At 67.5% G+C, this 25,664-nt stretch carries 22 protein-coding genes and 1 pseudogene; 15 read left to right on the forward strand and 8 right to left on the reverse strand.

The window, feature by feature from the left end; genetic code table 11:
* Positions 1-54 precede the first annotated feature (54 nt).
* Entirely contained in the window at positions 55-1,605 is a 1,551-nt protein-coding gene (locus tag ALI144C_RS11575; protein ID WP_076987038.1) for a DUF4331 domain-containing protein, read from the reverse strand.
* Between the two features lie 84 nt (positions 1,606-1,689).
* The gene (locus ALI144C_RS57360) at positions 1,690-2,643 is read right to left on the reverse strand and encodes a hypothetical protein (protein WP_237774098.1); all 954 of its coding nucleotides are present in this window, start codon (positions 2,641-2,643) and stop codon (positions 1,690-1,692) included.
* Between the two features lie 80 nt (positions 2,644-2,723).
* On the opposite strand from ALI144C_RS57360, the gene ALI144C_RS11585 reads away from it, so the two are divergent.
* The 3 genes from ALI144C_RS11585 to ALI144C_RS11595 are packed head-to-tail and all read left to right on the forward strand — an operon-like array spanning position 2,724 to position 5,915.
* On the forward strand, positions 2,724-3,530 hold the full coding sequence (locus ALI144C_RS11585) for a hypothetical protein (protein WP_237774099.1): 807 nt from the start codon (positions 2,724-2,726) through the stop codon (positions 3,528-3,530).
* A complete protein-coding gene (locus tag ALI144C_RS11590) occupies positions 3,527-5,296 on the forward strand; it encodes a serine/threonine-protein kinase (protein ID WP_076987040.1) in 1,770 nt (589 codons plus the stop codon). Before ALI144C_RS11585 ends, ALI144C_RS11590 begins: the two co-directional genes overlap by 4 nt.
* The gene (locus ALI144C_RS11595) at positions 5,229-5,915 is read left to right on the forward strand and encodes a hypothetical protein (RefSeq protein ID WP_143230579.1); all 687 of its coding nucleotides are present in this window, start codon (positions 5,229-5,231) and stop codon (positions 5,913-5,915) included. The genes ALI144C_RS11590 and ALI144C_RS11595 overlap by 68 nt, the downstream gene beginning before the upstream one ends.
* Before the next feature lie 14 nt (positions 5,916-5,929).
* Here ALI144C_RS11595 and ALI144C_RS11600 read toward each other — a convergent pair whose 3' ends face one another.
* Complete coding sequence (locus tag ALI144C_RS11600; RefSeq protein WP_076987042.1) at positions 5,930-6,844, reverse strand: sensor histidine kinase; 915 nt, start codon at positions 6,842-6,844, stop codon at positions 5,930-5,932.
* 141 nt (positions 6,845-6,985) lie between these two features.
* Between ALI144C_RS11600 and ALI144C_RS11605 the strand changes: the two genes are divergently transcribed.
* Positions 6,986-7,591 (forward strand): GNAT family N-acetyltransferase, encoded by a 606-nt coding sequence (locus ALI144C_RS11605; RefSeq protein ID WP_076987043.1) that lies wholly within the window; start codon positions 6,986-6,988, stop codon positions 7,589-7,591.
* 90 nt (positions 7,592-7,681) lie between these two features.
* On the opposite strand, the gene ALI144C_RS11610 is transcribed toward ALI144C_RS11605, so the two are convergent.
* Positions 7,682-8,656: a ketopantoate reductase family protein gene (locus tag ALI144C_RS11610; protein ID WP_076987044.1), complete on the reverse strand. Its 975-nt coding sequence runs from the start codon at positions 8,654-8,656 to the stop codon at positions 7,682-7,684.
* Positions 8,657-8,761: 105 nt separating this feature from the next.
* Here ALI144C_RS11610 and ALI144C_RS11615 point away from each other — a divergent pair, with 105 nt between their 5' ends.
* The 8 genes from ALI144C_RS11615 to ALI144C_RS11650 all read left to right on the forward strand — a co-directional run bounded on the left by ALI144C_RS11615 (position 8,762) and on the right by ALI144C_RS11650 (position 19,031).
* Positions 8,762-10,450, forward strand: coding sequence for a SelB domain-containing protein (locus tag ALI144C_RS11615; RefSeq protein ID WP_076987045.1), 1,689 nt, complete (start codon positions 8,762-8,764; stop codon positions 10,448-10,450).
* Positions 10,447-10,713, forward strand: a complete 267-nt coding sequence (locus tag ALI144C_RS11620; RefSeq protein WP_076987046.1) for a DUF6457 domain-containing protein — start codon at positions 10,447-10,449, stop codon at positions 10,711-10,713. The genes ALI144C_RS11615 and ALI144C_RS11620 overlap by 4 nt, the downstream gene beginning before the upstream one ends.
* An 82-nt stretch (positions 10,714-10,795) precedes the next feature.
* Positions 10,796-12,529, forward strand: a complete 1,734-nt coding sequence (locus ALI144C_RS11625) for a thiamine pyrophosphate-binding protein (RefSeq protein WP_083752948.1) — start codon at positions 10,796-10,798, stop codon at positions 12,527-12,529.
* A 13-nt stretch (positions 12,530-12,542) separates the two neighbouring features.
* Entirely contained in the window at positions 12,543-13,772 is a 1,230-nt protein-coding gene (frc, locus tag ALI144C_RS11630; protein WP_076987047.1) for a formyl-CoA transferase, read from the forward strand.
* Between the two features lie 4 nt (positions 13,773-13,776).
* Positions 13,777-15,906, forward strand: coding sequence for an acetate--CoA ligase family protein (locus ALI144C_RS11635; RefSeq protein WP_076987048.1), 2,130 nt, complete (start codon positions 13,777-13,779; stop codon positions 15,904-15,906).
* 184 nt (positions 15,907-16,090) lie between these two features.
* Positions 16,091-17,497, forward strand: a complete 1,407-nt coding sequence (locus ALI144C_RS11640; protein WP_143230580.1) for an Nramp family divalent metal transporter — start codon at positions 16,091-16,093, stop codon at positions 17,495-17,497.
* Positions 17,497-18,048, forward strand: coding sequence for a hypothetical protein (locus ALI144C_RS11645; protein ID WP_076987050.1), 552 nt, complete (start codon positions 17,497-17,499; stop codon positions 18,046-18,048). Before ALI144C_RS11640 ends, ALI144C_RS11645 begins: the two co-directional genes overlap by 1 nt.
* Positions 18,045-19,031, forward strand: coding sequence for a TerC family protein (locus ALI144C_RS11650; RefSeq protein ID WP_330359581.1), 987 nt, complete (start codon positions 18,045-18,047; stop codon positions 19,029-19,031). Before ALI144C_RS11645 ends, ALI144C_RS11650 begins: the two co-directional genes overlap by 4 nt.
* A 32-nt stretch (positions 19,032-19,063) precedes the next feature.
* Here ALI144C_RS11650 and ALI144C_RS11655 read toward each other — a convergent pair whose 3' ends face one another.
* Both ALI144C_RS11655 and ALI144C_RS11660 read right to left on the reverse strand, forming a co-directional pair.
* Positions 19,064-19,249: a hypothetical protein gene (locus ALI144C_RS11655; RefSeq protein ID WP_076987052.1), complete on the reverse strand. Its 186-nt coding sequence runs from the start codon at positions 19,247-19,249 to the stop codon at positions 19,064-19,066.
* 325 nt (positions 19,250-19,574) lie between these two features.
* A complete protein-coding gene (locus ALI144C_RS11660) occupies positions 19,575-19,904 on the reverse strand; it encodes a hypothetical protein (protein ID WP_143230581.1) in 330 nt (109 codons plus the stop codon).
* A gap of 708 nt (positions 19,905-20,612) precedes the next feature.
* Between ALI144C_RS11660 and ALI144C_RS11665 the strand changes: the two genes are divergently transcribed.
* Complete coding sequence (locus ALI144C_RS11665) at positions 20,613-21,971, forward strand: OFA family MFS transporter (protein WP_076987054.1); 1,359 nt, start codon at positions 20,613-20,615, stop codon at positions 21,969-21,971.
* A gap of 62 nt (positions 21,972-22,033) precedes the next feature.
* Here ALI144C_RS11665 and ALI144C_RS11670 read toward each other — a convergent pair whose 3' ends face one another.
* Together ALI144C_RS11670 and ALI144C_RS11675 are read right to left on the reverse strand one after the other, a co-directional pair.
* Positions 22,034-22,786, reverse strand: coding sequence for a GntR family transcriptional regulator (locus ALI144C_RS11670; RefSeq protein WP_076987055.1), 753 nt, complete (start codon positions 22,784-22,786; stop codon positions 22,034-22,036).
* Entirely contained in the window at positions 22,783-24,126 is a 1,344-nt protein-coding gene (locus tag ALI144C_RS11675; RefSeq protein WP_076987056.1) for an OFA family MFS transporter, read from the reverse strand. Before ALI144C_RS11675 ends, ALI144C_RS11670 begins: the two co-directional genes overlap by 4 nt.
* A gap of 49 nt (positions 24,127-24,175) precedes the next feature.
* Here ALI144C_RS11675 and sucC point away from each other — a divergent pair, with 49 nt between their 5' ends.
* A complete protein-coding gene (gene sucC, locus ALI144C_RS11680) occupies positions 24,176-25,297 on the forward strand; it encodes an ADP-forming succinate--CoA ligase subunit beta (RefSeq protein ID WP_076987057.1) in 1,122 nt (373 codons plus the stop codon).
* 1 nt (position 25,298) lies between these two features.
* A pseudogene (locus ALI144C_RS11685) lies at positions 25,299-25,664 on the forward strand (succinate--CoA ligase subunit alpha); the annotation flags it as partial.

Raw genomic sequence — 25,664 nt, forward strand, 5'->3', positions numbered from 1 at the left:
CGCGGCCCGCAGCGGCGATCAGCGCCACTGCCGCGACCACGAGAACCAGCTTCCTCATGCCTGGCGCCTGCGCCTGCGCATCATCCAGAAACCCCCGCCGACCAACGCGAGCGCACCGGCGACACCGCCGAGCACCGGCCCGACGGGCATGTCGTCCGTGGCGTTCGCGCTCGGGGTGAAACCGACCATCGCCGTATTCGAATTGACCGCCGTGTTGGCGGGCAAAGCGACGTACGGGAACTTCTGCTCGAACCACCGGTCGTTGGCGTCCACCTTGTCGCCCGCGGCCAGTTCCGGCACGATCTGACCGGTCTGCGCGGCACCGGCGAGCACCTGCAGTTCGATGTCGACCACGTCGTCGGCCAGCCTGCGACCGTTGGGGAAGCCCTGCAGGTCACCGCCGATCAGCCCGAGCCGGTTGGGCTTGTCGGTCGGTGCGATCGACGTGTTGAGCCGCAGCATCTCCGACGGCACGAACTTCTTCGGGTTCACGTCGGCGTTGTTCAGCTGCGAGTTCAGGTCCGCCTTGATCGGCCCGCCCGCCTTGGTGGTGATACCCGTCAGGAATATCTCGACCAGGTCGTCGCGCGGGGTGGCCGGTGCCTTGAGCTTGTGGGCCGCTTCGAGCAGCTTGGCCACCTCCGGGTTGGTCACCCTGTCCAGCAACGGTTTCACTGTTCCGTCACGGTCCGGGGTGAGCCCGTTGAACGCGTCCTTCAACGCCGCCGACGACACGACCTCGTTCACCAACGGGTTGCCCAGGCGGGAAACCTGCACGTACGGGCCTTCCGCCTTGGCCTGGCCGGGCGAGAGCCGCATGGTCCGCCGCTCGGTGTCGCTCCAGACGCCGATCACGGGGTTGCGCCTGGCGTCACCCTTCAGCGACACCACGGACTTCGGGACCTGGATCGCGATCGTGTTGACGTTGTAGCCGCGCAGGGTGTCCTGGCCGACCTCGCTCAGGTTCCCGCCGTACAGCCCGTCGAACACGCGCAGGTCGAGGAAGAACGAGTCCTCCGCGGCCCCGACGTACGTCTGCCCGCCGCCCGGCAGCTTGGCGACCGCCTGGTCGCGCAGCACGCGGTAGTCGGGCATGGACGCTGGGCCCACAGTGGACGGTGCAACCCTGCCCTTGCGGATGAGGGTCTTGTCCTTGCCCTTGTCGTCGATCACTTCGAGCTTGTAGTTCTGCCGGAACAACAGGTTCTCGTCGTCCAGCGACGTGACGGGGCCGTTGTTGTACAGGAACGTGCTCTTACCGCGCCGGTCGTCGTTCTCGAACGTCCACCGGTAGGTCAGGTCCGGCTTGGCGTCACCGTCGTTGTCGATGTTGATGTCGTAGTTCGCATCAGTCGCCCACGGGTAGAAGTTCGGTCCGCCATTCGGCTCCTGCAAACCGAACCAGTTGGCCACCACCGTGACTGTTTCCGGGTTGTCCGGGCTGACGAACGCGTACACGTCGGTGTTGTCGACGGTCGGGTCGGCCGCGATGAGCGGGGCCTCCCGGTGGCTCGATGCGGTGGCCGAACCGGGCATGAACCCGGCGAGGGCGACGCCGATCAGCAGTGTCCCGGCCATTGCCAGCGGCTTTCGCAAGGCAATCATGACTTTCCTCCCCGCCCCGGCGCGAAGAACCGGGTGCACCAGACTCTTCGGTGCACCCGGCCGGGCGGATTGGGGACCTGCGGATTATCTGAACCGCAGCACGCTGACACCGGCGAGGACGAAGAACACCAGGATGATCAGCGAACTGCTCTGCCCACCGGTTGAGCTGGTCAGCAGGTGGTCGACAGCGGCGGTGAGCACCACACCGCAGTTCGCGGTGACCCAGTGCCTGCCCGCTTCGAAGCGGTCGAACTGGACCGCCGCGGTGAACGCCCCCTGCGCGTCGGCGATCGTGCCGCCGACACGTTCGCCCTTCGACATCAGCGTTACGGGTGCGCCGGGCGTGCATCCCTTGCCAGTCGCCGACAACGCGTCACCTGGCGCCATGGAGACCTTGTCGAGCACGAGGTCGCCGTCCGCGTTCGGTTTGGGGTCCGCTGTGGACAGAGGGGGCAGCTCGGTCGACGTGATCGGTGGCGGTGTCGGGGGCTGCGGTGTGGTCGCTGGTGGCCGGGACGTCGTCGTCGGTGGGCGACGGGTGGTCGTCGGCGGGATGACCGGCGGCTGGCCCGGTGGCACCGTCACCGGAGGAGTGACCGGTGGGATGACGGGTGGAACCGTCGGCGGAATGGTCGTCGGCGGCGGCGTCACGGTGAAGACGGCGTCGTCGAAGAGTTCCAGACTGGTGCACGTCGCGGTGACTTTGTGGCCACCGAGTGCGGCATTCGCCGGAACTTTCGTACCGACCGAACCAGCTGCGGGCGCACCGGTCTCGCCGCCACCCGCACTGGCCAGAGTTGTTCCGTCAAATGCGAAAATGATCTGCTTGCACAGATATTTCCCGCCGCCGCGGGAGAACCCGGTCCAGCCGATGGTGAAGCCGGAACCGGCTGTTCCACTGGCTGGAGCGAGTGCGATCTGCGGATTGGGTAACGGTGGTTGGTTACTGCTGGTCTGCGCCTCCGCGATCGGAGCGGCGGCCAAAAGTACGGCAAGTCCGCCCGAAAGGGCAGCGATTCTTCGCGATCCAGTGCGCATTGCTACTACTCCCCTGAATACGTCCGCCACAGGTTGTAGCATCCTCATCCAGATATCACTACTTCCAATCGGGATGCCCAATGAGACGCGTGATTGCGGCAGGGGTTGCGCTCGGGGTGTGCGCCGTCCTTTTCGGTGGGTCGCCAGCGGCGGCCGCCGAACCATTGAGGATCGCGATCGCCTTCGACGGCAAGGACATCACCGGAAACACTGTCATGGTCGAGCCGAGCAAGCCGGTCGAGCTGACAGTGACGGCGACCAACGAGGGCGACTCGACGGTCAAGGTCCGCAGCGTGCGCGTCTCCGGCGTGGCGCTGGCGTTGACCTTCTTCTCCTATGACACAGTGATTCCGTACGACGTACCAGCACGTCAGACGGTGACGCGGACGCTCGTGCTCGACCTGGCCGAGCTCTCGGGACAGGCGATCGGTCTGCTGCCGACGACGGTGGAAGTCCTGAACACCGAACGGGAAGTGATCGGCAGCTCCAAGACGGTCACCGACGTGCGTGGTTCACTGTGGTCGGTCTACGGCGTGTTCGGGCTGGCGTTGCTCGCGCTCACCGCGTTCATCTGGGTGACCGCGTTGATCGCCTTGGCGCGGCACAGGCTTTCGCCGAACCGGTGGAAGCGCGCGCTGCGGTTCCTGCCCGCGGGCATCGGAACAGGCCTGGTGGCAGTGGTTTCGCTGTCGGTGCTGCGGCTGGTGCCGCCGGAACCGACGGTGGAGATCCCGATCGTGATCGCCGCGGCGGCGATCGGGCTGGTGCTCGGGTACCTGACCCCGCACCCGATTCCGCCGCCACCGCCGCCGATGGGCGGCCCGGATGATCCGACGATCGCAACGACCACCCGCAGGATGGACAGCACCACCGAGGCCTACGGATGACAGCGCCGCTGAGCATGGTCAACGCCTTGCCGCAGTACACAGTCGGCGGGCAGATCGGCTCCGGCGGGATGGGCGAGGTCTTCTCCGGCGTGCACCGCACGCTCGGCCGCCAGGTGGCGATCAAGCAGTTGCCACCCGACATCGCCGGGCGCGTCGGTGCTTTCGTCCAGTTCGACCGGGAGGCGCGGGTGCTGGCGAGCCTCGACCACCCGCACATCGTGCCGGTCTACGACTACGTGCAGAACCTGCTCGTGATGGAGAAACTCGACGGGGGAACGGTGTTCGACCGGTTCCACGCCGGGAAGATCGACCACGAGCAGGCGTGCGCGATCACGCTGGCCATGTTGTCGGGGCTGCACGCCGCACACGTGGCCGGCGTGTTGCATCTGGACGTGAAGCCGAAGAACCTGCTGTTCAACACGGCCGGGGTGGTGAAGGTCGCGGACTTCGGGATCGCGCAGGTGATCAGCGAGGGCGCGACACTCGTCACCCACGGCGGCCAGATCCTGGGCACCCCCGCGTACATCGCGCCGGAACAGGCGATGGGCAACGCGTTGTCGCCCGCCGCGGACGTGTACGCGGCAGGCACGATGCTGTACGAGCTGCTCACCGGTGACCTGCCGTTCGACAGGGAACGCGGTGCGCTGGCGCTGATCCGGCAGCACATGTTCGCCGATCCCAAGCCGATCGAGGGCGTGCCCGAGCCGCTGGCGACCGTGGTGATGCGCAGCATCGCCAGGGAACTGCCTGCCAGGTACCGGGAGGCGGAGGCGTTCGCGACCGACCTCGCGTCCGCGGCGACCAGCGCGTTCGGCCAGGGATGGCTGGAACGATCGGGGATCCCGGTCCTGCACCTCGCGCCGCGGGTGGTCGCCAGCCTGGCGACCGGCGCGGCGCCGCACGAGGACCTGACGGTGGTCACGCCGAAGGCCAACGGCGCGACGGCCGATCCGACCATTGTGGACCCGGAAGGGCCCGCCCTGAAACGGCCGAGGGTGCCCGCGTGGATCGCGGCGGCCGCGCTGCTTGGCGTGATCGTCACGGCGTTGCTGACCCCGTCGGTCCTCTCGCACGACACCACGTCGACCATGTCGGTGCGTGGCGCGCCCAGCATCGGCCCGGCCGTCGTCGACCTCAGCAAACCGGTCACCGTGACCGGGAAGGACGTGGTCAGCGGCAACCTGACGTTGAGCATGTCCGGCGGGGGGATCCCACTCGGCGAAGGAACCAGCCCCGTCAAGGCCGATTACGACCGCAAGTTCGAAGCGGGCATCACCCTGCCGCCGATCAGCCGGTGGATCGTCGGCGGAACCGTCACCGGCGAACTTCGCTGGACACCGAAAGACGGCGGCGCGCAAGAAATCCAGACGTTCACGCTGCGCACCGAGCAGCACCCGCTCGCCACCCTGATGGGCACGGGCAGCCTGCTGCTGGCCCTGTTCGCCGTGGCATACCTGGAATCGACCGCGCGGACACTGCGCCGTGGCTACCGCCGCCCGTCCGCGCGTTACAGCGCCGGTCTGCTCGGCGCGCTGCTCGGGCTGGCGATCTGGCTGTTCACCTCGGCGATGCTGGGGCACGAACTGGCGATGGGGTTCGGCATCGCGTCGGTGGCCGTCGCGGCGGCCGGGGCGGTCTGTCTGATCGTGGCGACCGAACGGGCGGTCCAGATCGCCCGTCATCGGGCACTATGGCGGGATGGACGGCCGGGCGTACTTGGAGAAGCTGATCAGCGACCGACTGCGGGGAGCACGGGAGCTGCCTGAGGATCTCCGGGGCGCGTTCGTCAACCTGGCCGAGATCCGCGGCGTCGTCGTGGGGCTGATCGCCGCGGGTGCGGTGACCCAGGACGACGCCGGCCAGTTGCTGCACGACCTGCGCGCGACGATGGAGCGGGCCGGGTGGCTGAAGACGGTCACCCTGCACGCGTCTGGCTCCAACCAGGTCGAGATCCCGACGGCTGTCCGCCGTTCCGGTGAACCCGCGGCCGAGCGCGTGGAGCGCAGGCCAACCGGTTCACCCGAACTGCTCAGGGTCGTCCCGCTCGTCGGCCGCGAGATCGGCAACGGGGACGTCGTCAGGAAGTTCATCAGCATCGAGGTCTGGAACGCCGTGCTGATCGTCAGGTCGGCGTTTGCCCGTGACAGCTGGGAGCCCGGTGCCCGGCACCGGTTGACCGACTCCCGCTGGCGGTGGCGTGCCTGGGACGAGCAGGGCACGCAGTACCGCAGTACGGGCATGTCCGGCGGCGGCTCGTCCGGTACCGGCGACCTGTACTTCGAGAACCGCGCGTTCTTCCCGAGCCCGCCGGACGACGCCGAAACGCTGACCCTGGTCGTGGAACACCCCGAGCACCAGGCATCCGTGGAGCTTCCCCTGCGGTGAACCGGGTGCCACCACTAGCGGCGGAAGTGGATCCGGATGGTCGTGCCCGCCGGGGTGCTGTGCGTTCTGACCAGGTCGGCGAGGTGGTTGACCAGCAGCAGGCCACGGCCGCCGAGCTGGTCGGCCGGTGCCGGGACCCGGCCGATCAGCGGGTCCCGCAGGTAGCCCGCGTCGCTGATCTGGCACACCACGTCGTCCGGCTCGGTCCACAGGTAGACCACACCCGTGCCGCCGCCGTGCCGTGCGCTGTTGGCGGCCAGTTCGTCGACCGCGAGGACGAGGTCGCCGGTGCGGGCCGAGTCGAGCCCGGACTGGGCTGCGAACTTGGTCACGAACTGGCGCAGGTCCGTCAGGCTGGACGAGTCGGCCATCCGGCATCGTGCGTTCGACGGCGCAGGCAACGGCTGGTTGTACGTGGCGACAACGGAGTCGGGCGCGAACATGGTGCTTGTGTGCTGACCGTCCGTGTCGATCACACTCGGGTGGGTGCGCAACGCGTCCGCCAGGACAGTGGGGGACAGGCCCTCGGTGTCGTACGGGCACAGGATGGTGGCCCTGCGACCGGCGAAGGCACGGTTGATCAAGGCTTCGTGCTGCGCGCACGCCGGGTATTCGACCACCGAGCGGTCCGGCCAGATCGGCTCGCCCACGATCCGCACGTGGCCGCGGTACCGGTCGGCGAACGCCCGCAGCACGCCGGGGATGATCCGGCCGGGGTTGCGGCCGGCCTCGGTCATGTCGGCCATGTGGACGCGGGCGGCGTCGGCACCGAGCGAGGCCCGGAGCAGTTCCAGCCGTGAGCCCGGCACGGCGACTGCCACCGGTTCGCCCTTCGCGAGTCCTTCCGCGATGAACGGCACGATTCCGGTGACGTACTCGTCGCAGCCGCGGTAGAACAGCGCCGGGTGCGCGAACGGGTCCGCTGCCATCAAGCCCCTTCACCATCGGCCCGGCTGATTTCGGGCCAAGTCTACGATCCCACGCATCGGGGGCCGTCGCATGACGCGGTCGGAGCATGTTCGGAAGGTCACCGGCCATGCGCGTTGGGTGCGCGAAGTAAGTTGTGCGACGTGATCAACGTCAGGCCAGCCCGGCTGGACGACCTCGACGCGCTCTACCGGATCTGCCTGCAGACCGGTGACGCGGGTCAGGACGCCACCGCGAACTACCAGGACCCGCAACTGCTCGGCCACGTCTTCGTCGGCCCGTACGCGGTGCTGGAGCCGTCGTTGGCGTTCGTCGCCGAGGACGACGAAGGCGTCAGCGGTTACGTGGTCGGCGCGCTGGACACCGCGGAGTTCGAGGAGTCCCTTGAGCAGAGTTGGTGGCCCGAGTTGCGCGAGCAGTACCCGTTGCCGCCGGACGGGCTGTCGACGTCCGAGGACCAGAAGCTGATCAAGCACATTCACGATCCGGAGCGCACGTCGTCGAAGTACCTCGACAAGTATCCCTCACACCTGCACATCAACCTGCTGCCGCGCACACAGGGGCAGGGCGTCGGCGCCCGCCTGATGACGACCTTGGTCGACGCCCTGCGGGCGAAGGGATCGCGCGGGCTGCACCTGGACGTCTGGGGCGTGAACACCAGGGCGATCGGTTTCTACCACCACGTCGGTTTCGCCGAGATCGACCGGACCGGCACCGGGTTCATCCTCGGCAGGGACCTGCGCGACTGAGCGGCGGCCGGCCGGTGCGCCCCGACCCGGAGCGCACCGGCCAGTCTTCTTCCATTGTGGACAGCGGGCGCTGCGGGGACGACCGTGTGGTCAGGCGGCGGTCAACTGCTCGTTCAACAGGTCGGCCACGGCGCCGATCGCGCGCAGCGTGGGGACCCGGACTCCGGCCACGTCGGCCAGTTCGACGACCGCCTTGACGATCACGTCCAACTCGAGGGGCTTGCCCTTCTCCAGGTCCTGGAGGGTGGACGTCTTGTGCTCACCCGCGCGCTCCGCGCCCGCGAGCCTGCGCTCGATCGAGATCGCCGGTGTGCAGCCGAGGGCCGCGGCGACGTCGAGCGTCTCGGTCATCATCCTGACGACCAGTTCACGGGCCTCCCGGTGGCGGCAGATCGATGCCATCGTGGCCCGGGACAACGCGCTGATCGGGTTGAACGCGATGTTGCCCATCAGCTTGATCCAGATGTCGGCGCGCAGGTCGGGCTCGATCGGGCACTTCAGCCCGCCCGCGACCATCGCGTCGGAGAACTCCTTGCAGCGCGCGGACATCGTGCCGTCCGGTTCGCCGATGGAGAACCGGGTGCCTTCCAGGTGCCGGATCACGCCCGGCTGTTCGACCTCGGTCGCCGCGTAGACCACGCAGCCGACGGCGCGCTGGACCGGCAGCGCCCGGCTGACCGAACCGGCCGGGTCGACGCTCTCGATCCGGCGGTCGCGCAGCGGACCGGGCAGCCCGTGGAAGTACCAGTAGGGGATGCCGTTCTGCGCGGTGATCAATGTTGTCGTGTCGTGCAGCAGGGGCTTGACCATCGGCCCGGCCGCGGCGTACTGATTGGCTTTGAGGCCGAGAAAGACGTGATCGACCGGCCCGACCTCCGCCGGGTCGTCGGTGGCGTACGGATGGACCTCGAAGTCCCCGCGCGGGGACAGTACCTTGAGACCCGATGACTTGATCGCGCGCAGATGGGCTCCACGGGCGATCAGGTGAACCTCGACTCCGGCTCGATGGAGTCCGGCTCCGACATACGCGCCGATCGCGCCGGCGCCAAGAACAGCAACTCTCACGGGCGGCTCCGTTCTTGCGTCGATAGTGTATTCAGTATACCGTATGAACACCTTCGGTCAACGGTGTCGAGGAGGCATGCCCATGCCTGGTGCGAGGCGATATGCGTGCGGCTGATAGCCACGGCCGGCCACGCCGACCACGGAAAGTCGACGCTGGTGCAGCGGCTCACCGGGATGGCGCCCGCGTTCGGTTCGGCGTGGACTGAGCTGCCGTCCGGGCGCGTGGTCGAACTGGCCGACCTGCCCGCGGCCCGGACGCTCGCCGGCATCTGTCCCGTTTCCGCCGTACTCCTGGTGGTCGCCGCGGACGCGGGCTGGATGCCGCAGTCCGGCGAGCATCTGGCGGCGCTCCACGCGTTGGGAATCCGCCAGGGGCTGCTCGTCATCACGCGCAGCGATCTCGCCGACCCGTTGCCCGCGTTGCGCCGGGCGCGCGCGGAGTTGGCAGGAACCAGCCTTGCCGCGGCCGAGCCCGTTGTGGTCAGCGGCCTGACCGGGCAAGGGATCCCGGGCCTGCGCGAGGCGCTGGACCGGCTGGTCGATCGAATACCACCGCCGGATCCCGCTGCCACGCTCCGGTTGTGGGTCGACGACGCCGACGGGCCGCTGGTGACAGGGACCCTGTCGGCCGGAACGGTGCACACCGGCGACGAACTGGTGGTCGCGCCGACCGGGCGCCGGGTCCGTGTCGAATCGATGGAGTCCCTTGGTCGGCCGGCCATGGCGGTGGCCGGTGCGGGGCGGGTCGCGCTGAAGGTCGACGGGGCCAACCCGCGCCGGATGCGCAGGGGGCAGGCGCTCGTCGCGGTCGGCAGCTGGCGGTTCGTCTCCGTCGTCGACGTGCGGCTCAAGACCCTGGACAAGTCCGGGATGCCCGTGCGGGAACTCGTCCTGCACGTCGGGTCGGCCGCGATCCCCGCCCGAGTCAGGCATTTGGGGCCCGGCGTGGCCAGGTTGACCCTGCGGTCGCCGCTGCCGCTGCGGATCGGCGATCCCGGTTTGCTCCACGATCCGCGAAAACACGTCGTGGTGGCTGGCGTCACCGTGCTCGACATCCTGCCGCCCGATCTGCGGCTGTCCGGTGGTCTGGCCGAACGGGCCGTCGAGCTGTCCCAACGGGAGGTCAGCACGGACGGGATGGCGGAACTGCGCAGGCGGGGGATGGTGCGGCGGAGCGACCTGATCGCCATGGGCTGCACGGTTCCGCGCGCCCCGGCCGTGGGGGAGTGGATGTTCGACCCGGACCGGTTCCAGAAGCTGCGCCAGTCCCTGCTCAACGTCGTGCGCGAGTACGCCGCGCGGCACCCCGAGGATCCGGGCATGCCGAAACCCGTTGCCGCGCAGGAGATCGGACTGCCCGATCGGCGACTGGTCGAACCGCTGGCACGGGCGTCGCGCGGGCTCGGCGTGCGGATGTTGGGTGGCCGCCTCGTACTCGGGCCGCGGGACGCGTTGGAGAGGTTGGTCGAGGACCTCGCTGTCGACCCCTTCGCCGCCCCGGAACAACCGCGGCTCGCTGAGCTGGGACTTACCGTCAAACGCTTGAACACCGCCGTGACAAGGGGAATGCTGGTCCGGCTCGCCGACGGCGTGTACCTGCGTCCGGACGCGATCGACCTGGCCGAAGCCGTCTTGACCGAACTGCCGGAGACGTTCACCGTCGCGCAGGTCCGCACGGCGCTGCGGACGAGCAGGCGGGTCGCCGTTCCGCTGCTGGAACTGCTGGACGCCCGGGGGGTGACCGAGCGGCTGGACGCGAGTCGACGACGACTGCGGAAGGGGCGGCGGACATGAGGTTCTCACAGACGCACGCGGGCGTCCTCGACGAGTGGACGCGACTGGCGGCCGAGGAACTCGGCGTCAGCCCGGACGAACTGGACAAAAAGGCGCTGGTGTCGCTGGCGCGTTGTGTCGCGCGGGACGTCGGCGGGACGGCCGCGCCGCTGGCCTGCTACCTGCTCGGAATCGCGGTCGGACGTGGGATGCCCTTGTCCGAGGCGGTATCCCGTGTGTCCACAGTGGTCGAACGGTGGCGCGGACCCGACTGGGCCGACTGAGGACTCTGGACAAGTGACCCGGCCGAGGTCCACTATGAAGTACATACGGTATGCAGTATGCGACTCGAGGAGATGACCATAGATGGCGCAAACGGCGCAGGCGGTGCCCGAGAACGCGAGCATCGAGGCAACCAACGGTGCCGCCGAGCCGGAGGTGATCTCCGGTGGTCACCTCGTGGCCAAGGCACTCAAAGCCGAGGGTGTCGACGTGATCTTCACGCTCTGCGGCGGCCACATCATCGACATCTACGACGGCTGTGTCGACGAGGGCATCGAAGTGGTCGACGTCCGCCACGAGCAGGTGGCGGCACACGCGGCTGACGGGTACGCCCGCATCACCGGCAAACCGGGCTGTGCGGTCGTCACCGCCGGGCCGGGCACGACCGACGCGGTCACCGGCGTGGCCAACGCGTTGCGCGCGGAGAGCCCGATGCTGCTGATCGGCGGCCAGGGAGCGCTGAGTCAGCACAAGATGGGCTCGCTACAAGACCTCCCGCACGTCGACATGATGACCCCGATCACCAAGTTCGCCGCGACGGTGCCGCACACCGAGCGCGTCGCCGACCTGGTGTCGATGGCGTTCCGCGAGTGCTTCGCGGGCGCCCCCGGCCCGTCTTTCCTGGAGATCCCGCGCGACATCCTGGACGCGAAGGTGCCCGTGTCCAAGGCCCGGGTCCCCGAAGGCGGCCGCTACCGCGCGTCGACCCGCTCGATCGGCGACCCCGCCGACGTCGAGCGCCTCGCCGACCTGATCGTGCACTCCGAGAAGCCCTGTGTGCTGCTCGGCAGCCAGGTGTGGACCACGCGGGGCAGCGACGACGCGGTCGACTTCGTGCGCACGCTCAACATCCCGGCGTTCATGAACGGCTCCGGCCGCGGCACGCTGCCGCCCGGCGACCCGCACCACCTGCAGCTGGCGCGCCGCTACGCGTTCCAGAACTCCGACCTGATCATCATCGTCGGCAGCCCGTTCGACTTCCGGATGGGCTACGGCAAGCGCTTGTCGCCGAGCGCCACGGTCGTCCAGATCGACCTGGACTACCGCACGGTCGGCAAGAACCGCGACATCGACCTCGGCATCGTCGGCGACGCGGGCGCCGTGCTCGCGGCGGTCACCCAGGCCGCTTCCGGCCGCACCAGCACCGGGGCCGCCAACCGCAAGGCGTGGCTGGAGGAGTTGCGGGGCGTCGAGGATGCCGCGTACCAGAAGCGCCTGCCGCGCCAGCACTCCGACGCCAGCCCGATCGACCCGTACCGCCTGGTGCACGAGATCAACGAGTTCCTCACCGAGGACTCCATCTACATCGGCGACGGCGGCGACATCGTCACGTTCTCCGGCCAGGTCGTGCAGCCCAAGTCGCCGGGCCACTGGATGGACCCCGGTCCACTCGGGACGCTCGGGGTCGGTGTTCCGTTCGTCATGGCGGCCAAGTACGCCCGCCCGGACAAGGAGGTCGTCGCCCTGTTCGGTGACGGCGCGTTCTCGCTGACCGGCTGGGACTTCGAGACCCTGGTCCGCTACAACCTGCCGTTCGTCGGCATCGTCGGCAACAACTCGTCGATGAACCAGATCCGCTACGGCCAGATCGCCAAGTACGGCGCCGACCGCGGTCGTGTGGGCAACACGCTCGGCGACGTCCGCTACGACGAGTTCGCCAAGATGCTCGGCGGTTACGGCGAGGAAGTCCGTGATCCCAAGGACATCGGCCCGGCGCTGCTGCGTGCGCGTGAGTCCGGCCTGCCATCGCTGATCAACGTCTGGGTCGATCCCGAGGTGTACGCGCCCGGCACGATGAACCAGACCATGTACAAGTAGGAGGGCACCTGTCATGGCCAAGGCACTCGACGGCGTTCGCGTCCTCGACTTCACCCACGTCCAGTCCGGCCCCTCCGCCACCCAGATCCTGGCGTGGCTCGGCGCGGACGTGGTCAAGGTGGAGTCACCGACCGGCGACATCACCCGCAAGCAGCTGCGGGACCTGCCGGACGCGGACTCCCTGTACTTCACGATGCTCAACTGCAACAAGCGCAGCATCACGCTGAACATGAAGAGCGACAGGGGAAAGCAGCTCTTCACCCAGATGATCGGCAACTTCGACGTCATGGTGGAGAACTTCGGCCCCGGCGCGGTCGACCGGATGGGCTTCCCGTGGGAGAAGCTCCAGGAGCTCAACCCACGCCTGATCTACGCGTCCATCAAGGGATTCGGCGAAGGCCCCTACACGCACTACAAGGCGTACGAGGTCGTGGCGCAGGCCATGGGCGGCTCGATGAGCACGACTGGCTTCGAAGAGGGCCCGCCGCTCGCCACGGGTGCGCAGATCGGTGACTCCGGCACAGGCATGCACGCCGTGGCAGGCATTCTCGCCGCGCTGTACCAGCGTGAGCAGACCGGCCGGGGGCAGCGTGTGACGGTCGCGATGCAGCACGCCGTGCTCAACCTCGCCCGCGTGAAGCTCCGCGACCAGCAGCGCCTGACCCACGGACCGCTCAAGGAGTACCCGAACAAGGAGTTCGGTGACACGGTTCCTCGTTCCGGCAACGCTTCCGGTGGCGGACAGCCGGGTTGGGCGGTCCGGTGTGCGCCGGGCGGGCCGAACGACTACGTCTACGTGATCGTCCAGCCCGTCGGCTGGGAGCCGATCACCCAGCTGATCGGCCGTCCCGAACTGGTCGACGACCCCGAGTGGGCCACGCCGGAAGCCCGGCTCAACAAGCTGGACAAGATGTTCCAGCTGATCGAGGAGTGGTCGATCAGCCACAGCAAGTGGGATGTGCTGGCGATGCTGAACAAGCACAACATCCCCTGTGGACCGATCCTGTCCACCAAGGAGATCATCAACGACGAGTCGTTGCGCGCCAACGACATGGTCGTGGACGTGGAACACCCGCAGCGCGGCCGGTTCACCACCGTCGGCATGCCGATCAAGCTGTCCGACTCGCCTGCGCAGGTCGAGCGTTCACCGTTGCTCGGCGAGCACAACAAGGACATCTACGTCCAGGAACTCGGCGTCGCCGAGGAAGAGCTGTCCGAGCTCTCCGCGAACGGAGTGATCTGAGGTCATGACTTACGACGCCGACACTGTCCGGGAGATCCTGGGCAAGGTACGGGCCGAGGGCCGGGAGGCGCTGACCGCGCCAGAGGGCAAGCGTGTGTGTGACGCCTACGGCATTCCGACTCCCGGCGAGGGATTGGCCGCGACCGCCGACGAGGCGGTCGCGCTGGCCGAGAAGATCGGCTTCCCGGTGGTGCTGAAGATCGTCTCGCCGGACATCCTGCACAAGACCGAGGCAGGTGGCGTGCTCGTCGGGGTGTCCGATCCGGACGCGGCGCGCGCCGGGTTCGAGAAGATCGTCGCCAACGCCAAGGCGTACAAGGCGGATGCGCAGATCGACGGCGTGCAGGTCCAGCAGATGGTCGGCGGCGGGCAAGAGGTCATCATCGGCGCCACCACGGACCCGACGTTCGGCAAGGTCGTCGCGTTCGGACTCGGTGGCGTGCTCGTCGAGGTGCTCAAGGACGTCACGTTCCGCCTCGCGCCGGTCACCCAGGCCGAAGCGGTGTCCATGCTGGACGGGATCGCGGCCGCCGAGGTCCTCAAGGGAGCTCGCGGCGCCGACCCGGTCGACGCCGGCGCGCTCGCCGACGTGATCCGCCGGGTGTCGGAACTGGTCGCGGAGTTCCCGGAGATCGCCGAGTTCGACCTGAACCCGGTGTTCGCGGCCAAGGACGGCGCGGTCGCCGCGGACGTGCGGATCATCCTGCAGAGCGGTGCCGTGGCCGAGAAGCCGCGGATCCCGCACGACGAGATCCTGCGGGTGATGACCAAGCTGATGAACCCGGCCGCGGTCGCGGTGATCGGCGCGTCCGACCAGGACGGCAAAATCGGCAACTCGGTGATGAAGAACCTGATCAACGGCGGCTACGCCGGTGAGATCCACCCGATCAACCCCAAGGCCGACGAGATCATGGGCCGCAAGGCCTACGCGTCGGTCAGGGACATCCCCGGTGACGTCGACGTCGCTGTGTTCGCCATCCCGGCCAAGTTCGTGCCCGGTGCGCTGGAGGAGTGCGGCGACAAGGGGATCCCGGCCGCCGTGCTCATCCCGTCCGGCTTCGCCGAGACCGGCAACCACGAGGCGCAGGACCAGATCGTCGAGATCGCGCGGCGGCGCGGCATCCGGATGCTCGGTCCGAACATCTACGGCTACTACTACACCCCGCGGAACCTGTGCGCCACGTTCTGCACGCCGTACGACGTAAAGGGCGGCGTCGCGCTGACGTCGCAGAGCGGCGGCATCGGCATGGCGATCCTGGGGTTCGCCCGGTCGACCAAGATGGGCGTGTCCGCCATCGTCGGGCTCGGCAACAAGTCCGATGTGGACGAGGACGACCTGCTGACGTACTTCGAGCAGGACGACGACACCAACGTCGTCGCCATGCACCTGGAAGACCTCAAGGACGGCAGGGCGTTCGTCGACGCCGCCAAGCGGATGACCAAGAAGAAGCCGGTCATCGTGCTCAAGGCAGGCCGCACCGACATGGGCGCGCGTGCGGCCAGCTCGCACACAGGTGCGTTGGCGGGCAACGACAAGGTCTACGACGACGTGCTCAAGCAGGCCGGTGTGATCAGGGCGCCCGGCCTCAACGAGATGCTCGAGTTCGCCCGTGGCGTTCCGCTCCTGCCGACGCCGCGGGGCGAGAACGTGGTGATCATCACCGGCGCTGGTGGCTCCGGCGTACTGCTCTCCGACGCCGTCGTCGCGGAGGGGCTGTCCCTGATGGACATCCCGCCGGACCTGGACGAGGCGTTCCGCCGGTTCATCCCGCCGTTCGGCGCGGCGGGCAACCCGATCGACATCACCGGCGGCGAACCGCCGTCCACCTACGAGGCCACGATCCGGCTCGGCCTGGAGGACCCCCGGATCCACGCGTTGATCCTCGGCTACTGGCACACCATCGTCACACCGCCCATGGTGTTCGCCGAGTTGACCGCGCGGGTCGTGGAAGAGGCGAGGGCGAAGGGCATCGACAAGCCGGTGGTCGCGTCGCTCGCCGGTGACGTCGAAGTCGAACGCGCCTGCGAATACCTCTACGACAGGCGCATTGTGGCGTACCCGTACACCACCGAACGGCCGGTGGCTGTGCTGGGCGCGAAGTACCGGTGGGCCAGGGCAGCGGGCCTGCTGTAACACCAAAAAGCCCCTCGTGGGTGTTCACCGGGGTTCTGACCCCGGTGAACACCCACGAGGTCACAGGGGTTCGAAATTCCTCAACGGAGAGGGGTCTGAGATGGAGACCTCGAAAACCCCGGCAGCCGGGCCGAACTTAGTCGCCGGCGAGCAGCGAGTGTGGCGGGCCGGTCGGCTCGATCCCATGCCCATCCGTACCCTGCCCGAGGCACCTCCGTCGATCCACCTGTTGGGACCGACGGTCTTCCTGGTCGCCCTCGGTGTCGGGATGGGCGAGTCCTACATGTGGCCGAGGCTCGTGCTGGTTTTCGGCCCCGAGATCAGGTGGCTGTTCCTGATCGGTGTCACACTGCAGGCCGTCGTGATGCTGGAGATGGCCCGTTACGCGATGGCGACCGGCGAGAGCATCTTCACCGGCGCCGCGCGCGTGTTCAAACCGATCATGTGGTTCTTCTTCGTGGTGGCGATCCTGGTCTACATCTGGCCCGGCCACCTGTCCGCGGGAGCGGCGGCGTTCGAGGAGATCACGGGCATACCGTGGGTGGTGACCGCCTGCGTTGCCCTTGTCCTGGTGGGGATCCTGTTCAGCCTCGCCAGGGTGATCTACAACCTGCTGGAGAACGTGCTGGCGATCCTGATCGGACTGCTGGTCGTCGGTACGGCCGTGATCGCGTCGATGGTCGGCAACTGGTCGGACCTGGCGTCGACCATCGGCGGCATGTTCTCGTTCGGCTACTTCCCGTCGGGCGCGATGACCGACCAGTGGTTCCCGATCGTGGTCGGCGCGATCGCGTTCGCCGGGCCGTCCGGGATGCAGCAGATGTGGTATACCCTGCACCTTCGCGACAGCGGCGCCGGAATGGGCGCGCACATCCCGAAGCTGCGCGGGTTGCGGCACGCGGGCGAAGAAGAGGAGATGCCCAACCGCGGGTTCATGTTCGACACGGACAACCCGGACGAGATGCGCAAGTGGCGGGGGTGGCGGCGCTGGGTCACCTTCGACGCCCTGTTGCTGTTCTGGGGCATCACGATGCTGGTGACGATCTCGTTCACCGTGCTCGCCCAGTCGGCGGCACGGTCCAACCCGGACGTCAAGACCCTGATCGAGGGCGGTGACCGGGACGCCGCGCTGTCGGCGATGTCGGACGCGTTCGCCCAGGCGGGCGGGCCGGTGCTCGGTGGGTTGTTCTTCGGCTTCATCGCGCTGATCGGCCTGAACGCCACGCTGGGCCTGTTCGACTCGTTCTCGCGCGGCCAGGCGGACATGACGTACTTCTTCGTCAAGGGCGCCAAGCGGTTCAAGATGGCACACCTCTACGCGGGTTTCCTGTGGGGTGTGATCACGTTCGGCATCCTGATCCTGCTGTTCGGGCCTGCCGACGGACCCGAGTCGGTGCTGGACATCCTGGCGTTCCTGTCCACGTTCGCGATGGGCTCGTACTGCGTGGTCCTGTTGCTGGTGAACAACAAGATGCTGCCGAAACCGATCAGGCCGAAGTGGTGGAGCAACGCCGTCATCGGCTTCGGTGCCGTGTTCTACCTCGGCATGCTGTTCTACTCGTTGTTCCGCTTCGGGGTGGTCGTCGGCTGATGGACAGAGTCGTCACGGCCGGTCCGCGCGAGTGGGCCGAAGTGGGTCTGCCCGGCTTCGCCGTCGGGTTCCTGGCGGGTACTGTCGCGGGCCTGATGGCCCTGATCGTCGGCCAGCCGGTCGGCTGGGCGATGGTGGCGGCGCTGGCGTTCGCCTTGCCGCTCGGTGCGTTGGGCGCCGTCTACAGCATGTTGCTCGCCGCAGGCAAGGTGCGAATGGGTGGCTTCGCGCCCGCATGTTTGTTCTGGCTGGTCGGTTTCCCCCTCGCACGCCTGGTGCAGGAGGTACTGACCCGCCTGGTGCTGACCGGTACACCCGGATTCCCGCCCGATGCCCTTGGTTTCCTGGCATACCAGGGGATCATCAGCGCGGGATTCGCGATCGGGTTCCTCTGGACGCACGAACGCCTGGCGCCCCGCTGGTGGCACCGGATGTCCGGCCATAATCCCGCGGCGGCGCGGGTCTATGATCGCTACGCCTCACATGCGCGTGTCATGTGGGAGGCGCGAGAGGCCCGTAACCGCAGGCGGGAGGCGAGCAAGTCACGATGATGAACATCCCCACATGGGTTTGGCTGGTCACTGTGGCCGGTCTGTCCGCAATGATCATGTTCGACTTCTACCTGGTGTCGCGCAATCCGCGGAAACCCTCGATGCGGGAGTGCGCGCTGTGGGTGTGCGCGTACGTGGGCCTTGCGGTCCTTTTCGGACTCGGTGTGACCGTTGTCGCCGGTGGCAAGTACGGCGGTGAGTTCTTCGCGGGCTGGGTGACCGAATACTCGCTCTCGGTGGACAACCTGTTCGTCTTCATCATCATCATGGGCGCCTTCGCCGTGCCGAAGCAGTACCAGCAGAAGGTGCTGTCGATCGGGATCGTGCTGGCGCTGCTGATGAGAGGTCTGTTCATCGCGGCGGGTGCCCAGATCGTGTCCCGGTTCGACTGGGTGTTCTACATCTTCGGTGCGTTCCTCATCTACACGGCCTGGAAGCTGGTGCGCCACCAGGACGACGACGAGGACGAGTTCAAGGAGAACGCGGTTCTCCGTGTGGCGAAGAGGTTCCTGCCCGCCACGGACTCCTATGACGGGGCTCGGATCACCACCAGGGTGGACGGGCGCAAGATGGTCACGCCGATGCTGATCGTGATGATCGCGATCGGTACGACGGACCTGTTGTTCGCGCTCGACTCCATCCCGGCGATCTTCGGCCTCACCAAGGAGCCCTACCTGGTGTTCACCGCGAACGCGTTCGCGCTGATGGGCCTTCGGCAGCTGTACTTCCTGATCGGCGGCTTGCTGGACAAGCTCGTCTACCTCAGCAAGGGGCTGTCGATCGTGCTGGCGTTCATCGGCGTGAAGCTCGTGTTCGAGGCGCTGCACCACGACGGTGTGAGCTGGGCGCCGGAGATTCCCATCCTGCTCTCGCTCGGCATCATCCTCGGCACACTGGCAGTGACGACGGTGGCGAGCCTGATCAAGGTGCGGCGCGAACCCGGGGAATCGGAGCCGGAATCGGTGACCGTCAACGGTGGCTGACTGCCCGTCGAAGAAGGTGGGCGTTCGAGGCGTCAGTGCGCCTCGGCGTCCGCCTTCTTGGCGTCGGAACCACGCAGGTAGCTCTCAACCTCATCGGAGAGACCCCGCTCGGACCGCGCCATGGCGGCCGAAAGGCCCACACCCATCCTGCCGCCGTCCGCGCTGGCGCCCAGCGGACCGCGGGTGAGAGTCTCGAAGATCTCCCGGATCCTGCTCATCTGACCTTCACTCCTCCTCTGTGACTGGGGCTGATCCTGTGATCATCTGGTCGACTGCCTACAGCATACAATCCGTACGGTCATCCCAGGCGGTGCGACCAGTCACATCACTCAAAGTGACCAATTGTCGCGCTTGCCCTTGCTTGTCTGGGCGATACCTGTTAGCCGGTTATGTCCGGTTAGGGCGCTAGCGTCTCTTCTTCTTGTGATTACCCGTTGAGCTGTGGCGGTAACCGGATGCGCGCGAGCACGACAGGGCGCGGAAGAGCTGATCTGCTCGTGCCGACCGGTGTCCGGCGCTGCGGCCGGACACCGGGTTCCGGGGTCAGTGGCCGCCGTTGTCCTGGAGGACGCCGGAGGAGCACGAACCGGTTTGGCCGGACGGGCTGAGCACGTCGACCAGCACGGCCACCAGGATGCCGACGTTCACGTTGGTGTCGTTCAGGCACACCGGGATGGTGACGGTGTCGGCGACGCTCAGTTCGCCGGTGTTGAGCACGCCGAACTGCTCGGTGTGGTCATTCGTGGTGTTGACCGCACCGACTTGCGCGTCACCGGGCCCGGCCAGCGGATGTGTCGGTGCCGCGAACGCGTGGGCGGCAGGTATCAGCATTCCGGCGGTGGCAAGCGCCACCACACCTGCTTTTCTCAACAAGGGGCACACCTCTGAGTGGATAAGTGGTTCTCGATGAGCCGGGACGTGTGGCTCACGCGCAACTTATCAGTGCTTTTCCGGTGTTCCGGTGACAACACGGGGTCGTCGGAGCAGTGGATGAAATGTCCACCGGTCGTGGACGTGGGGGATAACGGATCGTGAGAAAACCGGCCTGATTTGAATGGAAATCACACGTTCGGGGTGCGCTGGTCCGCAAGCGGATGATGGCCTGTGAGTGACAGGGACTGGCCACCGTCACTGATCCACGACAGCGACGCCGCGACCGTCGGACGGTGCCGTTGCCCCAGTGAACGCTCGTGGCCATCGCGCTGGTCGAAGAGAGTGTTCGCGTCGCCGTCGCAAACCGATCGTTGGCGCCCTTTCTCTGTTTTCCGGTAGAACGCCCCGGGTGGTGATCAATCGGTCAAAAGGCTTCACTCGGACGATTTTATGTCCCGTTTTTCGTGATTGCGGGTCCCGAGGGGCATTTCTGGAAAGAGGACTGGACATCCACGGTGGTTGGGGCCACTATCGAAGTTGACCTCATTCAGTATGCAATCCGTGACGGGAGTGTGGTCGCGAACGGTGTCGCCACGCTGGGCGGCGCCGTTGTTCTGTGGCGTTTTCCGTGAACGGGAAACGCCTGCCTGCGGTCGTGGGCGCGTTGATCCAATCCGATTCTCTGTGATTCGGCCGGGAGAGGCTTGCATGACGACCAGTTTCAAGCAGATCACGGACTCCAACGGGCGGGTGTACCGCGTCGGCGAGACACCGACGGATTTGATGGGGCGTTCGCGGGCGTGGATGGTGTTTCTTCCGTGGCTCGCGATGATGGCGGTGAGCGTTTTCGAATACGGGTGGGGTGCGGCTGAGGAAACCTTGGAGCAGGTGCACGGCTGGTCGTTGAACGACGCGTTCTGGCTGGCCAGCGTCTGGGCCGTGTTCCAGGCGGGGGTCGCGTTCCCCGCGGGCAGGCTGCGGGAGAAGGGCATCATGTCCGCGCGGACCGCCATGCTGATCGGTGCGGTCTGCAGCGGCCTCGGCTACTTCACCATCGCGCACAGCGATGATCTCGTCCTCGCGTTCATCGGGTACTCGGTACTCGGCGGGACCGGTGCGGGTCTGGTCTACGCGACCTGCATCAACATGGTGGGCAAGTGGTACCCGGACAAGCGCGGTGCCCGCACCGGGTTCGTCAACGGCGGATTCGCCTACGGCACAGTGCCGTTCATCTTCGTCTTCTCCTACGTCTTCACGCCGGACAACTTCACGCTCGTGCTGGACCTGGTCGGCTTCTACATGCTCGTCGTCGTGGGTGTCAGCGGCCTGTTGTTCCGTGATCCGCCGAAGAACTGGTGGCCCGCCGAGGTCGACCCGTTGACGTGGAACAGCGGCAAGAACAAGACCCTGGCCAAGAACCCGCCCGCCGTCCGGCAGTTCACCCCGATGGAGGCCATCAGGACCGGCATGCTGCCGCTGATGTGGGTGTGCCTGGTGATCATCGGCGGTGTCTCGTTGTTCGGCATCAACTTCCAGGTGCCGTTCGCCAAGGTCAGCGGGTTCGGGCCGTTCATCGTCGCGTCTTCGGCCGGTGTGCTCGCGGTCGTCAACGGCGTCGGCCGCGGCCTGTGCGGCTGGTTGTCGGACAAACTGGGTCGCCGACAGACCCTGACCCTCGTGCTGCTCGTTGCCGCTGTCGCCCAGTTCGGCGTGCTCTACGCGGGCAACACCGGGAACCTGTGGCTGTTCATGATCTTCGCGTTCATCAACGGTTTCGGCGGCGGCGCGTTCTACCCGTTGTTCGCTTCGCTGGTGCCGGACTACTTCGGCGAGAACAACAACGCCTCCAACTACGGCCTCGTCTACAGCGCCAAACTGGTCGGCGGGATCGGCGGGGGAGGCCTGGCGGCGGGCGTCGTCACGGCATGGGGCTACACCGGCGCATACGTGCTGGCCGGGTGTATCGCATTGGTGTCCGCTGTGCTGACGTTGTTCCTCAAGCAGCCGGGGCACACGCGTGACGAGAAGGCGCAACGGTCCGCGGTCGGGGAACTCGCCGTCTCTTAGAGCTGTCTCCTGGAGCAAGCTCCCTGCCTGGGAGTCCGCCATCTCCGGACTCCCAGGCAGGATCATGTCTGCTGTTCGGCCGACGCTTCCGCCACGCGCTGGTCGTGGTACGCCTGCCGGGTCCGCTCGGTGTGCCGGTTCATGATCATGCTCGCCAGGTCCGCGTCGTGCGCGGCGATCGCCTTGATCAGCTCGGCGTGCTCGTTCCACGCGTCGTGGCCGCGCGGGCGGGCGATCGGCCGGTAGTACCACCGCACCCGCCGCTCCACCAACGCGATGTGCTCGGCCAGCACGGCGTTTCCCGAGATCTGCGTGATGTACGCGTGCAGCTTGGCGTTCGCCGCTGTCACGCCTTCGGGGTCGTCGGCCTCGACCAGGGCCTCACCCTCGCGCTGCAGTTCCCACAGCCGGGCGATCTGCTCTTCCGTCGCACGGTCCGCCGCCAGCCGCGCGGAGTGCGTCTCCAGCACCGAGCGCACGCTCAGCAGTTGGTCAGCTTCCTCCTCGGTGGGGGTGTGCACGAACGCGCCCTGCGCCGGACGCAGGTCGACCCAGCCTTCGGTTTGCAGGCGCTGCAACGCTTCACGCACCGGCTGGCGGCTGACTCCCAGGTACTGGGCCAGTTCCAGCTCGACCAGGTGCTGCCCCGGCTGCAGTGTTCCGTTGATGATCAGCTCGATCAGCGCGGTGTGGACGGCTTCGCGCAGCGGAGCGGGCCGCTCGACCCGTTGGGTGGCGGCCCCGCTCAACGCGCCACGTCCACCCCGTTTGCCGCTCCCGAGCGGCTCGGGAAGCTGGATCACGGGCTCATTCACCGGGGTCCTCCCGAACCGAGCGACGACGACATCGTTGTGTCTACAACATACATTATGGGAAGCGTGGTCACATGGCCTGGACGGCGCAGGCGCACGCCTAGTATCGCTGATCCACAGGCGATGAGCCCGGACATGAGGAAAACGGCCGGAAATCCCCAGCCCGCGACGGCCTGGGCGGCGAGTCCCACGCCGATCACACCGCCGAACGCCTTGGCGCTGTAGACCACCCCGTGTGTCTTGGCGACGTGCTCGTCACCGAAGAACTCCCTGGCCAGGCTGGCGAACAGCGGGTAGAACGCGCCACCGCCCGCGCCTGCCGGGATGGCCGCGACCAGCAGCAGGAAGACCGATCCGGACGACGCCGCGCCGGCGAGGAACACCTGTCCCACGGCCTGGGCGACCAGGACGGCCCCGATCGCGCGCCTCCGGCCGAAGCTGTCCGACACCCGGATCGCCAGCGACCGTCCGGCGCCGTTCGCGCCGAGCAGCACGACCATGCCGACCGCGACAACGGCAAGACCGACGCCCATGTGTGCGCCGAGCACGACGAAGAACGTGACGGTGAACAGCGAAACCGCGCTGGCGGCCAGGAGAACCAGGTACATCAAGGGGAGAACGCCGGTGCGCAACGCTTCCCGTAGTGAGAACTGCCTTACGGCCCGTGCCGGGCTGCGCCTGCGGTCGACGGCCCACTCCTGCGGGTCGATGGCGGGCGGCCACCAATCGGCAGGCGGGTCGCGGAAGAACACCCCGGTCGCGGCGACCACGACGGCGACGATGACGGCGGTGACGTCCAACGCGATCGCGGGTGGCGTGAACAGGAAAGCCACGGCGAACGGGACGGCGCCGTACGCGAACGCGCCCGTCACGAAGCTGACCCGGGACGCTATCTGCTCGGGATGCCACTTCGCCACGGTCGACGTGCACGTCGCGTACACGAGCCCGGCACCGGTGCCGCCGAGGACCGAGTAGCCGAGCAGCGCCATGAGGTACGAATCGAAGTGCGCCAACGAAAGCAGCCCCGCGAGCATCAGCACCGCGCCGAGCACCATCACCGCGCGCGGCCCGAGTTTGCCGCGTTCGCGCAAGTAGGCGGTGGGGAATCCGGCCACTGCCTGGAAAACGGCCCACGTCGCCAGCAACCACACCGTTTCCGTGACACTCCAGCCGCGATCCGCCAGCCGGGGGACGAGCGAGCCGAAGGCGTACTGCATGATCCCGGTCGCCGCCATCGCGGCCCACGGCAACCAGGCCATCCAGGCGCGTGAGCGGCCGATGAGTTCCTCGGGAACCGGGCCGACCTGATACGTCCTGCCGAAGCAGTCCCTTACCGACTCCATCTCGCCCTCCCTCTGGACAGGCTGTTCCATACTGCATACAGTCTACAGCGTGGACCTGTACGAGTATCAAGCCAAAGAGCTCTTCTCGAAGCACGGCGTCCCGGTCGGCTCGCAGCGGGTCGTCACCTCTCCGCCGGACGCCGTCGCCGCCGCCCGCATCCTCGGCCTGCCGGTCGTGATCAAGGCCCAGGTGAAGACGGGCGGGCGCGGCAAGGCGGGTGGCGTGAAGCTGGCCCGGACCACCGACGAGGTGATCGCGCACGCCGAGGCGATCCTCGGGCTGGACATCAAGGGCCACACCGTGCGCAAGGTTCTCGTCACCCCCGCGTCCGAGATCGTGCGGGAGTTCTACTTCTCGTTCCTGCTCGACCGGGCGAACCGCACGTTCCTTGCCCTCGCGTCGGCCGAGGGCGGCGTGGAGATCGAGGACAACGCCGACACGCTCGTACGGGTGCCGGTCAACGCGGTGGACGGCGTCGATCTCACGAAAGCGCGGGAGATCGCCGAGGCCGCGGGCATCCCGCTGACCGCCGCGCCGGTCATCGTCCAGCTCTGGCGGGCCTTCGTGGCCGAGGAAGCCACGCTGGTCGAGGTCAACCCGCTGGCGAGCGACTCGAACGGAGACGTCGTGGCACTGGACGGCAAGGTCACCCTCGACGACAACGCGGCCTTCCGCCACCCGGCGCACGAGGGACTCGTTGACGCGGCGGCGGAGGACCCGCTGGAAGCCAGGGCGAAGTCGAAAGGCCTCAACTACGTCAAGCTCGACGGGTCCGTCGGCGTCATCGGGAACGGCGCGGGCCTCGTGATGTCCACTCTGGACGTGGTCGCCCACGCGGGGGCCCAGCCCGCGAACTTCCTGGACATCGGCGGCGGGGCGTCGGCGGACGTGATGGCCAACGGGCTGGAGATCATCCTGTCCGATCAGGACGTGCGCAGCGTGCTGGTGAACGTGTTCGGCGGCATAACGGCGTGCGACGCCGTGGCCAACGGCATCGTGCAGGCGATCCGGTTCCTTGGCGGGGTCGAGAAGCCGATCGTGGTCCGGCTGGACGGCAACAACGCGGAGGAGGGACGCCGGATCCTCGCCGACGCAGCGCTGCCCGGCGTCGTGCAGATGGAGACGATGGACGCCGCGGCGCGGCACGCGGCAGAACTGGCGGGGGTGTGACATGGCGATCTTCATCGACGAGAACTCCAAGGTCATAGTCCAGGGCATGACCGGATCGGAAGGACGCAAGCACACCGCGCGAATGCTGGCGGCGGGCACGAACATCGTCGGCGGCGTGACACCGGGCAAAGGCGGTCAGACTGTCGAGATCGGACAGTCCCAGTTGCCGGTGTACGACTCGGTCGGCAAAGCCGTGGCGGACACGGGCGCGGACACAACGGTGGTCTTCGTGCCGCCGCGATTCGCCAAAGGTGCTGTAGTGGAAGCAATCGACGCGGAGATCGGGCTGGCGGTCGTGATCACCGAGGGCATCCCGGTGCACGACTCGGCGTACTTCTGGGCGCACGCGGGTGCCAAGGGCAACAAG

This window comes from Actinosynnema sp. ALI-1.44 (assembly GCF_001984155.1).
GTDB lineage: Bacteria > Actinomycetota > Actinomycetes > Mycobacteriales > Pseudonocardiaceae > Kibdelosporangium.

What these genes read in the sequence shown, in the direction of transcription:
- ALI144C_RS11585 (WP_237774099.1), top strand. Translation starts at nt 2,724, where the DNA reads ATGAGACGCGTGATTGCGGCAGGGGTTGCGCTCGGGGTGTGCGCCGTC.
- ALI144C_RS11575 (WP_076987038.1), bottom strand. Translation starts at nt 1,605, where the DNA reads ATGATTGCCTTGCGAAAGCCGCTGGCAATGGCCGGGACACTGCTGATC.
- ALI144C_RS11620 (WP_076987046.1), top strand. Translation starts at nt 10,447, where the DNA reads ATGAGGTTCTCACAGACGCACGCGGGCGTCCTCGACGAGTGGACGCGA.
- ALI144C_RS11655 (WP_076987052.1), bottom strand. Translation starts at nt 19,249, where the DNA reads ATGAGCAGGATCCGGGAGATCTTCGAGACTCTCACCCGCGGTCCGCTG.
- ALI144C_RS11645 (WP_076987050.1), top strand. Translation starts at nt 17,497, where the DNA reads ATGGACAGAGTCGTCACGGCCGGTCCGCGCGAGTGGGCCGAAGTGGGT.
- ALI144C_RS11595 (WP_143230579.1), top strand. Translation starts at nt 5,229, where the DNA reads ATGGACGGCCGGGCGTACTTGGAGAAGCTGATCAGCGACCGACTGCGG.
- ALI144C_RS11625 (WP_083752948.1), top strand. Translation starts at nt 10,796, where the DNA reads ATGGCGCAAACGGCGCAGGCGGTGCCCGAGAACGCGAGCATCGAGGCA.
- ALI144C_RS11600 (WP_076987042.1), bottom strand. Translation starts at nt 6,844, where the DNA reads ATGGCAGCGGACCCGTTCGCGCACCCGGCGCTGTTCTACCGCGGCTGC.
- ALI144C_RS11675 (WP_076987056.1), bottom strand. Translation starts at nt 24,126, where the DNA reads ATGGAGTCGGTAAGGGACTGCTTCGGCAGGACGTATCAGGTCGGCCCG.
- ALI144C_RS11665 (WP_076987054.1), top strand. Translation starts at nt 20,613, where the DNA reads ATGACGACCAGTTTCAAGCAGATCACGGACTCCAACGGGCGGGTGTAC.
- frc (WP_076987047.1), top strand. Translation starts at nt 12,543, where the DNA reads ATGGCCAAGGCACTCGACGGCGTTCGCGTCCTCGACTTCACCCACGTC.
- ALI144C_RS11635 (WP_076987048.1), top strand. Translation starts at nt 13,777, where the DNA reads ATGACTTACGACGCCGACACTGTCCGGGAGATCCTGGGCAAGGTACGG.
- ALI144C_RS11590 (WP_076987040.1), top strand. Translation starts at nt 3,527, where the DNA reads ATGACAGCGCCGCTGAGCATGGTCAACGCCTTGCCGCAGTACACAGTC.
- ALI144C_RS11650 (WP_330359581.1), top strand. Translation starts at nt 18,045, where the DNA reads ATGATGAACATCCCCACATGGGTTTGGCTGGTCACTGTGGCCGGTCTG.
- ALI144C_RS11640 (WP_143230580.1), top strand. Translation starts at nt 16,091, where the DNA reads ATGCCCATCCGTACCCTGCCCGAGGCACCTCCGTCGATCCACCTGTTG.
- ALI144C_RS57360 (WP_237774098.1), bottom strand. Translation starts at nt 2,643, where the DNA reads ATGCGCACTGGATCGCGAAGAATCGCTGCCCTTTCGGGCGGACTTGCC.